General features: G+C 72.8%; 13 protein-coding genes. 8 read left to right on the plus strand and 5 right to left on the minus strand.

Going from position 1 to position 12,210, the window contains the following annotated elements; genetic code table 11:
• Positions 1 to 50: 50 nt before the first annotated feature.
• Positions 51 to 692: a response regulator gene (locus tag ACZ4SW_RS27670; RefSeq protein WP_468251018.1), complete on the minus strand. Its 642-nt coding sequence runs from the start codon at positions 690 to 692 to the stop codon at positions 51 to 53.
• Positions 689 to 1,861 carry a sensor histidine kinase gene (locus tag ACZ4SW_RS27675; RefSeq protein ID WP_468251020.1) on the minus strand — a complete coding sequence of 391 codons (1,173 nt, stop codon included), beginning with the start codon at positions 1,859 to 1,861 and terminating at the stop codon, positions 689 to 691. Before ACZ4SW_RS27675 ends, ACZ4SW_RS27670 begins: the two co-directional genes overlap by 4 nt.
• Before the next feature lie 245 nt (positions 1,862 to 2,106).
• Here ACZ4SW_RS27675 and ACZ4SW_RS27680 point away from each other — a divergent pair, with 245 nt between their 5' ends.
• The 4 genes from ACZ4SW_RS27680 to ACZ4SW_RS27695 are packed head-to-tail and all read left to right on the plus strand — an operon-like array spanning position 2,107 to position 4,977.
• Positions 2,107 to 2,796, plus strand: a complete 690-nt coding sequence (locus ACZ4SW_RS27680; protein WP_468251021.1) for a response regulator transcription factor — start codon at positions 2,107 to 2,109, stop codon at positions 2,794 to 2,796.
• Positions 2,793 to 4,256: a sensor histidine kinase gene (locus ACZ4SW_RS27685; RefSeq protein WP_468251024.1), complete on the plus strand. Its 1,464-nt coding sequence runs from the start codon at positions 2,793 to 2,795 to the stop codon at positions 4,254 to 4,256. The genes ACZ4SW_RS27680 and ACZ4SW_RS27685 overlap by 4 nt, the downstream gene beginning before the upstream one ends.
• Before the next feature lie 50 nt (positions 4,257 to 4,306).
• Positions 4,307 to 4,732, plus strand: coding sequence for a hypothetical protein (locus ACZ4SW_RS27690; protein ID WP_468251026.1), 426 nt, complete (start codon positions 4,307 to 4,309; stop codon positions 4,730 to 4,732).
• Positions 4,732 to 4,977, plus strand: a complete 246-nt coding sequence (locus ACZ4SW_RS27695) for a hypothetical protein (RefSeq protein ID WP_468251028.1) — start codon at positions 4,732 to 4,734, stop codon at positions 4,975 to 4,977. The genes ACZ4SW_RS27690 and ACZ4SW_RS27695 overlap by 1 nt, the downstream gene beginning before the upstream one ends.
• A gap of 26 nt (positions 4,978 to 5,003) precedes the next feature.
• Here the strand turns inward: ACZ4SW_RS27695 and ACZ4SW_RS27700 are convergent, their stop codons facing one another.
• The 3 genes from ACZ4SW_RS27700 to ACZ4SW_RS27710 are packed head-to-tail and all read right to left on the minus strand — an operon-like array spanning position 5,004 to position 7,139.
• Positions 5,004 to 5,576 carry a cob(I)yrinic acid a,c-diamide adenosyltransferase gene (locus ACZ4SW_RS27700; RefSeq protein ID WP_468251030.1) on the minus strand — a complete coding sequence of 191 codons (573 nt, stop codon included), beginning with the start codon at positions 5,574 to 5,576 and terminating at the stop codon, positions 5,004 to 5,006.
• A gap of 13 nt (positions 5,577 to 5,589) precedes the next feature.
• Entirely contained in the window at positions 5,590 to 6,339 is a 750-nt protein-coding gene (locus ACZ4SW_RS27705; protein WP_468251033.1) for an ABC transporter permease, read from the minus strand.
• A 17-nt stretch (positions 6,340 to 6,356) separates the two neighbouring features.
• A complete protein-coding gene (locus tag ACZ4SW_RS27710; RefSeq protein ID WP_468251035.1) occupies positions 6,357 to 7,139 on the minus strand; it encodes an ABC transporter ATP-binding protein in 783 nt (260 codons plus the stop codon).
• Between the two features lie 79 nt (positions 7,140 to 7,218).
• Here ACZ4SW_RS27710 and ACZ4SW_RS27715 point away from each other — a divergent pair, with 79 nt between their 5' ends.
• The 4 genes from ACZ4SW_RS27715 to ACZ4SW_RS27730 all read left to right on the plus strand — a co-directional run bounded on the left by ACZ4SW_RS27715 (position 7,219) and on the right by ACZ4SW_RS27730 (position 12,083).
• Positions 7,219 to 7,860 carry a TetR/AcrR family transcriptional regulator gene (locus ACZ4SW_RS27715; RefSeq protein ID WP_468251037.1) on the plus strand — a complete coding sequence of 214 codons (642 nt, stop codon included), beginning with the start codon at positions 7,219 to 7,221 and terminating at the stop codon, positions 7,858 to 7,860.
• A gap of 126 nt (positions 7,861 to 7,986) precedes the next feature.
• Positions 7,987 to 8,835: a 3-hydroxyacyl-CoA dehydrogenase family protein gene (locus ACZ4SW_RS27720; RefSeq protein ID WP_468251039.1), complete on the plus strand. Its 849-nt coding sequence runs from the start codon at positions 7,987 to 7,989 to the stop codon at positions 8,833 to 8,835.
• Positions 8,836 to 8,980: 145 nt separating this feature from the next.
• Positions 8,981 to 9,304 carry an STAS domain-containing protein gene (locus tag ACZ4SW_RS27725; protein ID WP_103838618.1) on the plus strand — a complete coding sequence of 108 codons (324 nt, stop codon included), beginning with the start codon at positions 8,981 to 8,983 and terminating at the stop codon, positions 9,302 to 9,304.
• Positions 9,305 to 9,584: 280 nt separating this feature from the next.
• Positions 9,585 to 12,083 carry an ATP-binding protein gene (locus tag ACZ4SW_RS27730; protein ID WP_468251041.1) on the plus strand — a complete coding sequence of 833 codons (2,499 nt, stop codon included), beginning with the start codon at positions 9,585 to 9,587 and terminating at the stop codon, positions 12,081 to 12,083.
• The last annotated feature ends 127 nt before the right edge of the window (positions 12,084 to 12,210 follow it).

Below are 12,210 nucleotides of genomic sequence, written 5' to 3' on the forward strand. Positions count from 1 at the left end.
AGGTCTGGACCAGAGGTCAATAGGTCTGGACCATTGCGCCGGTTGGTGGACTAGATCCCCAAGTCCTGTGCCAGTACGGCCGCTTGAACCCGGCTGCGCAGCTCCAGCTTGCCGAGAAGACGGCTGACGTGCGTCTTCACGGTCGCCTCCGCCATGTCGAGCCGCCCGGCGATCTCGGCATTGGAAAGACCCTCACCGAGGCACGACAGTACCTCGCGCTCGCGCCGGGTGAGGGCGTCCAGGACGGCCGGATCGGCCTTCGGCTCCCGTACCGGCCCGGCGGCGAACTCCGCGATCAGCCGCCGTGTCACCGCTGGGGCGATCAGCCCCTCACCGCGCGCAACCGTCCGCACGGCGTCGATGAGGTCCCTCGCCTCCGTGTTCTTCAGCAGGAACCCGGCCGCACCCGCCCGCAGGGCGCCGAAGACGTACTCGTCCAGGTCGAAGGTGGTCAGTACGAGAACGTCGGCGATCCCCTGCTGAACCACCTGCCGGGTCGCCGACACCCCGTCCAGCTTCGGCATCTGAATGTCCATCAGCACCAGGTCCGGCCGCAGCTCACGGGCGAGCGCGACCGCCTGCTCGCCGTCCGCGGCCTCCCCGACCACCTCGATGCCGGGCGCGCTGCGCAGGATGAGCACCAGGCCGGCGCGTACGGCGGACTGGTCCTCGGCGACCAGGACACGGATCATGCCGGGTCTCCTTCGGTCAGGGGAAGAGTGGCACGTACGGTCCACCGGGGGCCGTCGGGACCCGCCTCGAACGTGCCGCCCAGCAACCCGGCGCGCTCCCTCATCCCGGCGAGCCCGGAACCGGAACCGGGGGCGCGCGGGCCGTCCTCGTTGCCGTGGGGGCTGGTCACCCGTATGTCGAGCATTCTGTCGCGCTGGACCAGACGCACGGTGACCCGGCCCGGACCGGCGTGCTTGAGGGCGTTGGTCAGCGACTCCTGGACGATCCGGTACGCGGCCAGCTCCACGGGCGCCGGGACGCTCGCGTACTCGGCGTCGAGGCAGACGTCGAGCCCGTTGGCGCGGGCACTGCCGACCAGGGCGGCGAGCCCGTCCAGGGTGGGGGTCGCGGCGGGTTCGCGCTCGCCGCCCCCGTCGCGCAGGATGCCGATCAGCCGCCGCATCTCCTCCAGCCCGGCCACGCTGTTCTCGCGGATGACGGCGAGGGCCTCCTGGGAGGTCTTCGGGTCGTCCAGGGAGAGCGCGGCCGTGGAGTGGATGGCGATCGCGGACAGATGGTTGGCCACCATGTCGTGCAACTCACGTGCCACTCGGGCGCGTTCGGCGGTGACGGCCTGGGTGCGGTCCATCTCGGCGAGCAGAGCGACCTGTTCGGCGCGCAGCCGGGCCGCCTCGGCGGCGTCGCGGTGGTTGCGGACGACCCAGCCGGTGGCGGCGGGGGCGAGCGCGACGATGCCGACACCCACGCCGATCAGCATGGCCTGGGGGACGCGCCAGACGGCGAGGGGGACGAGCGCGCCGATGACGGTGAGGAGCCCCGTGACCCACGGCAGGCGGCGGGCGGAGGCGGGGGTGCCGTAGAGGACGGCCGCGTACATCAGGTCCGTGAACATCACGACGGTGACCACGCTGCCCCGGGTCACCGTGTCGGCCACCAGCGCGGCGGTGCCGATCAGCAGGGCCGCCTTGGGTCTGGTACGGCGCAGCAGCTCACAGCCGGCGGTGACGACGAGCGGCACGAGAAGCGCCCAGAGGGCCGGCCAGAGCACGACGGCTTCCCGCGGTCCCCGGGAAGTGAGCCCGGCGCCCCACAGCGACAGCCCGCCGAGCAGCCCGCCGACCGCGATCCGCACGTCGTCACGGTGCGGGCGGGGGAGGCGTACGGGCATGGGTCCATCCAACACGGCGCGCGGGCCGCCCGCGTGCGTCTCCGGAAGGGTCCCGGACTGCATCTTTCGATGTACGGCGACCTCGTCACCGCCGACGACGACCCGAACGTACCCGGACGCGAGCCTGTGGGCCATCGTCGGGAGATCTACCGCCGGCCCTGAATCCGCAGGCCCCGGACGCCGCCGTCACCGGCCCGAAGGAGCACCGTACGCTGACCCGGCGACGAGTGGTTCAGGGAGGGCGTATGAGCGACGCGGTCGGGGCGGTGCTGGTCGTGGACGACGACGCGGCCATCCGGCGCTCGCTGGAGCGCGGGCTCAGGCTCAGCGGGTTCCGGGTGCGGACCGCCGAGGGCGGGGCCGAGGCGCTCGCCGTCATCCGGGACGCACCGCCCGACGTGCTCGTCCTCGATGTGTCGATGCCCGGGATGAGCGGCATCGAGGTGTGCACCCGGCTCCGCGACGACGGCCAGGACCTCCCCGTCCTCATGCTCTCCGCGCTCGACGAGACCGCCGACCGCATAGCCGGGCTCCAGGCGGGCGGCGACGACTACCTCGTCAAACCCTTCGCCCTCCAGGAGCTCGTCCTGCGACTGCACGCCCTGCTGCGCCGCCGCCCGCCCGCCGACCGGGACGTGCTGCGCGTGGCGGACCTGGTGATCGACCCGGCGGCCCGCACCGCCCACCGCGGCGGCCGCGCCCTGGAGCTGACCCGGCGCGAGTTCGAGCTGCTGGAGGTGCTCGCGCGCAACACCGGCCTCGTCCTCACCCGTGACCAACTCCTGGAACGCGTGTGGGGCTACGACTTCGACGTCCGCACCGACGCCGTCGACACCTTCGTCAGCTATCTGCGGCGCAAGCTGGAGGCCGAGGGGCAGCGGCGGCTGATCCACACCGTGCGCGGGGTGGGCTTCGTCCTCAGGGACCAGCCGTGAGACTGTCCACCCGCATCGGGCTCGCCGTGGGACTCACCGTCCCGCTCCTCGTGCTGGCCTCCGGCTGGCTGCTGCTGCGCCTGGTCGCCCACGACCTGCACCAGGAGGAGGACCGCCATCTGAGCACCCGGGCCGCCGCCGTCGTCCCGGACGCGCGCTCCCTGCTGCGGGCGGCCGCCGCCGGCCGCGCCAAGGCCGCCGACACGCGGGAACGGCGGCTCTACAACGCCGCCCTCGACGTCGGCGTACGCGTCGTCGGACCCGACGCCACCTTCAGCGGCGGACCCCAGCCCGACACCTCCGTCGCGCTGCCCGCACAGGCCACCGTCCCGGTCACCGTCCGGGACGCCGGACGGAGCTGGCGGGCGCTGTCCAGGCCGATCGACGGCCCCGACGTCTCGGGCACCCTCTGGGTCTTCCAGCCCGACACCGCCGACCGCGCCCAACTCCGCCTCGTACGGCGCCGCGTGGTGATGACCGCCCTGCTCGCCGCGCCCCTGTCCGGCCTGCTCGCCTGGGGCCTGGCCACCGGCGCCACCGGCCCCCTGCGTCGCCTGGGCCGCCGCACCGCGGGCCTGGACCCGCGCACCAGTGCCGCCCGGCTGCGCCACGAGCCGACCGGCGTCAAGGAGGTCGACGAGCTCGCGGCCACCCTGCGCACGGTCCTGTCCCGCTACGACGAACAGGCCGCCCGTACCGCCGAAGCCCTGGACACCGCTCGCTCCTTCTCCGCCGCCGCCTCCCACGAACTGCGCACCCCGCTGATGAGCATGGGCACCAACCTGGACATCCTCGCCGCCCACCCCGACCTGCCCGAGCCGGACCGCACGGAGGTCATCACCGACCTGCGCCGTGAGCACGCCCGGCTGCTCGGACTGCTGGTGATGCTGCGCGAGCTGGGGCGCGGGGACCTGGTGGAGGCCGAGGCGTTCCGCACGGTCGACGTGACGGAGGCCGCGGACGCGGCGGTCGCCGAGGCCCGCCGCCGGGCACCGGACGCGGGGATCACGTTGAGCGCCGAGCCGGGGCTCACCGTGCACGGCTGGGAGCCCGGACTGCGGCTGCTGTTCGACAACCTGCTCGCCAACGCGCTGGCCCACGGACGGGACGGGCAGGGCAGGGCGGCCGTGGCGGTCGGGGTCCGCGGAGACGGCCAGGAGGTGGTGATCACGGTCGACGACCGGGGGCCCGGTGTCCCGCCCGAGTCCCGCGCCCGGATCTTCGAACGGTTCCAGCGGGGACCCGGCAGCTCCGGCTCCGGGCTCGGCCTGACCCTGGTCGCGCAGCAGGCGGCGCTGCACCGGGGCGGCGTCACGGTGACGGACGGCCCGGGCGGGGCGGGGGCGCGCTTCGAGGTGCGGCTGCCCAGGGCGGGTGGGGAGCTGCCCGGACGGCGGGACTGGCTGATCGGTACAGCCGGGGCAAACCGGTCACAGAGTTCCCACAAAGACGGCTCCTAGCGTCCCCGGTGTCGGACGGACGACGGGGCCGTCCGGGAACGGAGGATGACATGGACGTACGACGACGCCGGCGCACCCTGCTCGCGGGTCTGGCCACGGCCGCGCTGCTGGTGAGCGGGACGGGGGCGGCCGTGGCGGAGACGTCGGCCACGCCTGCGGCCACGGCCGCGGCGACGGCGGCGCCCAAGGGCGACGGGGCGAAGGCCCTGTGCAAGCGGGTGCCGAAGATCGAACAGCGCATCGACCGCGCGCTGAAGCGGCTGGAGGGCGGAGCGGGGGTCAAGGGCTCCATCGCCCGCCTGGAGCAGCGCGTGGACAACGCGAAGAAGGCGGGCCACCAGGAGATCGCGACCTATCTCCAGGACCGGCTCACCTTCCGCAAGTCGCTGGTGACGACGCTTCAGCAGCGGCAGAAGGATCTCGCCGCCGTCAAGACGTGGTGCGCGGACAACGACAACGGCAAGGCGGCGAGCTGATGCGTCGCGGGCTGCGGGCGGCCGTCCCCGTGGTGGTCCTGCTCGTGGGCCTCACCGCGGGCTGCGCCCGGGAGCACGGCACGGCGGCCACGCAGGTGTCGACCGGGGCGTCGCCCGGGGCCTCGTCCGCGGCCCCCACCGCGGCCCCGTCCGGGCTCGCCGACGTGCAGAAGAAGGTGGCCGCCGCGGAGTCGGCCCTCGCGGCGGCGGACCGGGACGCGGCCCAGGACGGCACCGGCCGCTGAGCGGGTGGGGAGCGCGCCTCAGCGGCTCAGCGCTCCCCGCCCGGCACCCACAGCACGTCCCCGGTCTCCTTGTTCGCGTACCGGGCCAGGATGAACAGCAGGTCCGAGAGCCGGTTGAGGTACGTGGCCGTCAGGGGGTTCATCACCTCGCCGTGCACCTCCAGCGCGGCCCATGTGGAGCGCTCGGCGCGGCGTACGACCGTGCACGCCTGGTGCAGCAGCGCCGCGCCGGGCGTGCCGCCGGGCAGGATGAACGAGCGCAGCTTCTCCAGGTCGGCCAGGAAGCGGTCGCAGTCCGCCTCCAGTCGGTCGATGTAGAACTGCTCCACCCTGAGCGGCGGGAACTCCGGGTTCTCGGCCACCGGCGTCGACAGGTCCGCGCCCACGTCGAACAGGTCGTTCTGCACGCGGGTGAGGACCTTGGCGACCTCCTCGTCGAGGCCGCCCAGCGCGATCGCGGTGCCGATCACCGCGTTCGCCTCGTTGGCGTCCGCGTACGCGGCGATCCGCAGGTCGGTCTTCGGCACCCGGCTCATGTCCCCGAGGTGCGTCGTGCCCTTGTCGCCGGTCCGCGTGTAGATGCGCGTGAGATTGACCATGTGACCAGCCTAGTTACGCCCCGGCCGTGCGGAACACCCGTGTGCCCACCGTCACGGCGAGCGCCGTGAGGCCGAGCGCGGCCAGGACGCCGTAGAGCATGTGCGCCGTCGTGTAGGAGCCGACGTACGCGTCCCGCACCGCGTCCACCAGATAGCGCAGCGGCATGAACCGGGACAGCACGTCCAGCCAGCCGGGGGCCAGGGACATCGGCAGCATCAGGCCCGAAAGGAGCATGGACGGCATGGTCGTCGCGTTGATGAGGGGCCCGAACTCCTGCGGTGTGCGGACGTTCATCGCCAGCGCGTACGACAGCGAGGCGAGCGAAAACGTGAGCAGCGCGACGAACGCGAAGCCGATCAGAACGCCGGGCAGCGGAGCCCTCAGGCCCATCGCCACCGCGGCGAGGACCAGCAGCACCGCCTGGAACACGAAGACCGTCGCGTCCCGCAGCACCCGGCCGAGCAGCAGGGCGAGCCGGCTCGCGGGGGTGACCCGCATGCGCTCGACCACCCCCTGGCTGTTCTCGATGATGATCCCGAATCCGGCGAACGCGGCTCCGTACAGACCGAGTTGGAGCACCAGGCCAGGGACGAGGACCTGCCAGGAGCTGCCGCGCGAGCCGAGCGGCAGGCCCGTCAGGAGCGGGCCGAAGAAGAGCAGGTACAGCAGCGGCATCAGCATGCCGAACAGCAGCGCGAAGCGGGAGCGCAGGGACTGGCGCAGATAGCGGCCGTAGATCAGCGCGGTGTCGTGGAGAAGCATCGTCGTGGTCCGGATTCCTATACGGCTACGGGGGCGGCGTCGGCCGGGGCGGGGCCGCGGCCGGTGATGGCGAGGAAGGTGTCCTGGAGGGAGGCGTCGACCGAGCCCGCGTACCGGAGCTTGAGCGCGCCGGGTGTGCCCTCCGCCACGACGACGCCCTGGTCCACGATCACGAGCCGGTCGGAGAGGGCGTCGGCCTCGTCGAGGTAGTGGGTGGTCAGGAAGACGGTGGTGCCGTGCTCGTCGCGCAGCCGGCGGATCAGGTCCCACAGGTCGGCGCGGCTGCCGGGGTCCAGGCCCGTCGTCGGTTCGTCGAGGAAGAGGATCTTCGGGCGGTGGGCGAGCGCCATCGCGATGTCGAGGCGGCGCCGCTGTCCGCCGGAGAGCGCGCCCGTCCTGCGGTCGAGCAGTTCGGTGAGGTCCAGGTCACGGGCCAACTCGGCGCAGCGCTCGATCGCCTGATGCTTGGTCAGGCGGTACAGGCGGCCCTGGGTGACCAGTTCCTCCCGCGCGGTGATCTGCGGGTCCACGCCGCCGGACTGCGCCACGTAACCGCATGCCCTGCGCACGCCGACGGGGTCGGTGGCCAGGTCGCGGCCGGCGACGGTCGCCGCGCCGCCGGTGGGTTTCAGCAGGGTCGTCAGCATGCGCAGGGTCGTCGTCTTGCCGGCGCCGTTGGGCCCGAGGAAACCGAGGATCTCGCCCTCCCGCACGGTGAGGTCGATCCCCCGCACCGCCTCCACCGGGCCGCGCTTGGTCTGGAAGGTACGGGCCAGGCCGGCCGTACTGATGATGGTCATGGCCCAAGAAAAACAGAGGGACTGAAAATTTGCAATGGCCCCAAATTTTGGGATGCTCCAGTGAAGCTAGGATCGGGGTATGGCAGAGGGGCTCAGGGAGCGGAAGAAGCGGCAGACCCGGCAGTACATCTCGGACGTCGCCACCGGGCTGTTCCTCGAGCGCGGCTTCGACGCCGTGACGGTCGCGGAGATCGCCGAGGCGGCGGACGTCTCCGTCAACACCGTCTACAACTACTTCCCCTCGAAGGAGGACCTCTTCCTCGACCGCTCCGCGGGAGTCGTCGACCGCCTCGCCCGCTGGGTGCGCGGACGTGGGAAGGGGGAGTCGGCCGCCGCCGCCGTCCTGCGCGAACTGCGGGACGAGCTCACGGCGGTCTCGCCGCGATTGGGGTTGATGGAGGGATATGACCGCTTCATGAGGGTCATTCACGACGCCCCGGCCCTGCGCTCCCGTCTGTGGGCCATCGGGCAGGAGGTCCTCGACAACCTCGAGGCGGCCCTGCGCGAGGAGACCGGCGCAGGCCCCGAGGACCCGCTGCCCACTCTCGTCGCCGGGCAGATCAACTGGGTGCACCAGACGGTCATGGCCGTCATCGGCCGGGAGATGATGGCGGGGCGCAATCCGGACGAAGTGTCACGGGAGGTGCTCGTGCTTCTCGACGAGATGGAGGAGCTGTTGAGCGAGAAGGTACTCAAGTACGCCGTCCGGGCCGTCGGATGACCCGTGCCGGTGTGAAGTCCGTCATGTGAGACGTGACGCGCATTACTAACCGGTCACACGGCCTCCCACGAGCGCTAGTGTCCGCCCGAGAGGCATACACGGACAGCGCGTCAGGGGAGTCGCACAGTGGCACGGAAGCTTGCCGTCATCGGGGCCGGACTCATGGGTTCCGGTATCGCCCAGGTATCGGCCCAGGCCGGCTGGGAAGTCGTCCTCAGGGACGTCACCAGCGAGGCGCTGACCCGTGGCACGGACGCCATCAAGGCGTCCTACGACAAGTTCGTGAGCAAGGGGAAGCTGGCGGCGCAGGACGCCGAAGCGGCGCTCGCCCGCATCACCCCCACCACCGACCTCGACGCCGCCGCCGACGCGGACGTCGTCGTGGAGGCCGTCTTCGAGAAGCTCGAGGTCAAGCACGAGATCTTCCGGGCACTCGACAAGCTTGTACGCGACGACGCCGTGCTCGCGTCCAACACGTCCGCCATCCCGATCACCAAGATCGCCGCGGCCACCGAGCGCCCGGAGCGCGTCGTCGGCGTGCACTTCTTCTCGCCGGTCCCGATGATGCAGCTCGTCGAACTCGTCCGCGGCTACAAGACGAGCGACGAAACCCTGGCCACCGCCCGGGAGTTCGCGGAGTCCGTCGGCAAGACCTGTATCGTCGTCAACCGCGACGTCGCCGGTTTCGTGACGACCCGTCTCATCTCCGCGCTCGTCGTCGAGGCCACCAAGCTGTACGAGTCGGGCGTGGCCACCGCCGAGGACATCGACCTCGCCTGCAAGCTGGGCTTCGGCCACGCCATGGGACCCCTGGCCACCGCCGACCTCACCGGCGTCGACATCCTGCTGCACGCCACCGGCAACATCTACACCGAGACCCAGGACGAGAAGTTCGCTCCGCCGGAGCTGATGCGCCGGATGGTTGACGCGGGTGACATCGGGCGCAAGAGCGGGCAGGGCTTCTACACGTACTGACACCGCGGACCCCAACGGGGATCACCCTCTCGGGTGAATTCGGTATCGGTTCGCCAACGATCGGCAACCTGGCCGCTCTCCAGGCAGTCAGACGTTGCACAACCACACGCGGAGTACATCAGCGACGCACTCTCGGGGAGCGCATATGCACATCAGGGGCGACCACGCCGAGCTGGTCGTCGGGGGCCGCCTCGACGTCCACAGCGCGGCGGACGCCCGTACGGTCCTGCACTCGGCCGTCGACGACGGCGTCGGCGACCTGGTGCTGGACCTGTCCGAACTGGACTCCTGGGACGCCACCGGGCTCGGGGTGATCATGGGGGCCCACCGGCGGGCCGGGCGGTGCGGCCGGCGGCTGGTGCTGCGCGGTGTGCCGCCGCAGATGCAGCGCCTGCTGGTGGCCACCCGGCTGCACCGGATCCTGGCCATCGAGGGCGGCATCGGGGTGGAGTCACTCCCCCGGGTCTGACCGGGCGGTGCGGGTTTCAGCGGCGCGACCCGGGTGACCCGGGTGTGGGCTCCCCAGGAGTGAACGCCGACGAAACGTGCGTCGCGCACAATCCTCACGAGACTGTGATGTCTCGGACGGCGCGGTACCCCGGCCTGTCGGAGATACTGACCGAAGGTTTAGGGTTCGGCTGCCCGCCGCCCGCAGGCCCTCGAGCGGGCACCGGACCAGAAGCGACAGCGCAGTGTGCGGCAAGGCCGGGAGGGGCTCAGGCACACGACGCTTTTGGGGGGCTTGACCTATGGACCCGAACAACACGGGACCCGACGAGTACGTCCGGGACGGCGCCGACGCGCCGGGCCGGCGACCGCCGCGGGACCCCATCACACCGGACTTCGGACAACCGGCTCCGGCACTCGCCCGTACCGTCCAGCTCGTGACGGGCGACTTCCTGCTCACCGTCAACCCCGTCGACGGCAGCGAGATAGAGGTCTGCCCGCCCGCGGAGCGGCCCGCGCGCCCGGCCAAGTACACCGCCGACGAACGGAGCGAGCGTGAGCGCGCCGCCAGGCCGCCCGTGCCGCCCGGGCCCTCGCAGCCGCGGCTGCCGCTCCTGGAGCGCCAGGAGGAGCGCGAGCGACTGGTGCGACTGCTCGCCCGCGGCCGCTCGGTCCGGCTCACCGGACCCTCCGGCTCCGGCCGCACCGCGCTGCTCGACATCGTCGCCGAGGACTGCGCCGACCTCGCGCCCGACGGCGTCGTACGCCTGACCGGCTACCGGCGCACCACCGGCGACCTGCTGTACGACCTCTTCGCCGCCGTCCACAAGGCGCCCGGGTACCGCCCGGACCGCGAGGAACTGCTCCAACACGTCCGCGAGATCGGCGCCGTCGTCGTCCTGGACGACCTGGAGTTCGGCGGCAGCGCGCTCGACGAGCTGCTGGACGCGACGCCCGAGTGCGCGTTCCTGCTCTCCGCCACGCCCGACGTGCCCGCGCCCTCCGCCGACGCGCAGGTGGAGGAGGTCTTCCTCGGCGGGCTCGACCGCGCCGGCGGTCTGGAACTCCTCGAGCACGCCGTCGGCCGCGACCTCACCGAGGAGGAGGCGAACTGGGCGGGCGACCTGTGGTTCGAGTCCGAGGGACTGCCGCTGCGCTTCGTCCAGGCGGGGGCGCTGCTCAGGCAGCGTGACCGGCAGCGGGCCGACGAGGGCGCCGTCGACGAGTTCGGCGTCTTCCAGGACGTCCCGGTCGACGCGCCCTTCGACACCGGGGACGACCGCGAGCTGCCGTTGCCGTCGCTCGCCGAGGCCGCCGCGGCCGCGCCGCTGCTCGCCGCCCGGCTCAGCGCGTCGGCCCGCGAGACCCTGAAGTTCGCGGTCGCGCTCGGCGGGGAGGTGCCGCACCAGACGCACCTGCCGGCCCTCGTCGACGAAACCCACGCGGACGCAGCCCTCGCCGAACTCGTCGGCTGCGCCCTGGTCTCCCCGGTCGGCTCCCGCTACCGGCTCGCGGCCGGAGTGCTGACCCAGCTCGAAGCCGCCGGGTATGCGACCGGCGCGGAGGAGTACGCCCTCAAGGCCGCCCAGCACTACTCCTGGTGGGCCGGGCACCCCTCGGTCACACCGGAGAGGGTCTGCGCGGAGGCCGACGCCATACTGGCCGCGCTGACCGCCCTGGTGCCGCTGACGTCCCCCAACCGCTCGACCTCGCTCGAGCAGGGGGGACCCCCGTCGCCCGCCGAGGGGGAGGACAGCGCCGCCGTACGGCTGGCCCGGCAGGCGGCGCCCGCCCTGGCCGCGGGGCTGCAGTGGGGCGCCTGGGAGCGGGCGCTGCGTTCCGGCGCCGAGGCGTCCCGGCTGGCCGGTGCGGTCGGGGAGCAGGCCTACTTCCACCACGAGCTGGGCGTCCTCGCGCTCTGCGGCGGGCAGCTCGACCGGGCCCGTTCCGAGCTGGAGGCCTCCATCGGGCTGCGCGGCGCCCTCGCCGACAAGCGCGGGACGGTCGCGGGACGGCGCGCCCTGGCCCTGGTCGCCGACCGGTCCGGTGAGACACCGCCCGGCGCGGAGCTGCTCCCGGAACCGACGCCGCCGACCGGCTTCGTGCTGCCGGCGCCCACCGGCGACCCGGCGACACTGGTCACCCGGCAGGCGCCGGCCCGCCCGGCCGGTGGCCTGCGGGGCGTGGTGCAGGGCACCCGGCGCAACCTCGTGGCCGCGGGCGCGGGGGCGGTGCTGGCCGCGGTGCTCGGCACGGTGGTGACGCTCGGCATGACGTCGAACGACGACGGCGACGCCCCGTCGGACCAGGTCCGGGTGGGCCCTTCGGCCAGCCAGGGCACGGACGGCGGCGGCCTGGGCGCGGACAAGGCGGGGGACAGCGGCTCGGGCGGCAAGGCCGGTGCGGGCACGGTGGGCGCGGCGACGGCGAAGGCTCCCGGCGGGGCCGGCACGCCCGGTACGACGGGCAGCCCGACGCCGGGCACCTCGGAGCAGCCGTCTGGCGATCCGACGGGTACGCGGGGGTCGACTCCTCCGAAGTCGCCGTCGAAGCCGCCCTCCACGCCGCCCACGAAGCCGTCGACGCCGCCTACGAAGCCGTCGAGCCCGCCCACCTCGGCAACCCCGGCACCCACGGACTCCGGGCCGACCACGTCACCGTCGCCCAGCGCGAGCACGCCGAGCACCTCCAACTCGGCGAGCGGGCCCGCGTCCAGCGCCCCTGCCACGACAAGCAGCTCGGCCGGCGCCCCCACCGCCACCGGCTCCGGCACCCCGAGCGGCACCGGCACGGTGATGTAGCGCACCGTCGACGCAAGAGGGCCGAGTCCGTCCCCTCAGGTTCTAGTAGTCGTTGCAACACCCCAGCTCAGGGGATGCAATGGACTTCGAGATCCGCAGGGACCGGACGGCTCAGGGGCCTGTGAAG

The sequence above is a fragment of the Streptomyces sp. NPDC028331 genome (assembly GCF_055565775.1).

Coding starts and splice junctions, on each gene's coding strand:
- ACZ4SW_RS27670 (WP_468251018.1), bottom strand. CDS start 692: ATGATCCGTGTCCTGGTCGCCGAGGACCAGTCCGCCGTACGCGCCGGC.
- ACZ4SW_RS27675 (WP_468251020.1), bottom strand. CDS start 1,861: ATGCCCGTACGCCTCCCCCGCCCGCACCGTGACGACGTGCGGATCGCG.
- ACZ4SW_RS27680 (WP_468251021.1), top strand. CDS start 2,107: ATGAGCGACGCGGTCGGGGCGGTGCTGGTCGTGGACGACGACGCGGCC.
- ACZ4SW_RS27690 (WP_468251026.1), top strand. CDS start 4,307: ATGGACGTACGACGACGCCGGCGCACCCTGCTCGCGGGTCTGGCCACG.
- ACZ4SW_RS27695 (WP_468251028.1), top strand. CDS start 4,732: ATGCGTCGCGGGCTGCGGGCGGCCGTCCCCGTGGTGGTCCTGCTCGTG.
- ACZ4SW_RS27700 (WP_468251030.1), bottom strand. CDS start 5,576: ATGGTCAATCTCACGCGCATCTACACGCGGACCGGCGACAAGGGCACG.
- ACZ4SW_RS27705 (WP_468251033.1), bottom strand. CDS start 6,339: ATGCTTCTCCACGACACCGCGCTGATCTACGGCCGCTATCTGCGCCAG.
- ACZ4SW_RS27710 (WP_468251035.1), bottom strand. CDS start 7,139: ATGACCATCATCAGTACGGCCGGCCTGGCCCGTACCTTCCAGACCAAG.
- ACZ4SW_RS27715 (WP_468251037.1), top strand. CDS start 7,219: ATGGCAGAGGGGCTCAGGGAGCGGAAGAAGCGGCAGACCCGGCAGTAC.
- ACZ4SW_RS27725 (WP_103838618.1), top strand. CDS start 8,981: ATGCACATCAGGGGCGACCACGCCGAGCTGGTCGTCGGGGGCCGCCTC.
- ACZ4SW_RS27730 (WP_468251041.1), top strand. CDS start 9,585: ATGGACCCGAACAACACGGGACCCGACGAGTACGTCCGGGACGGCGCC.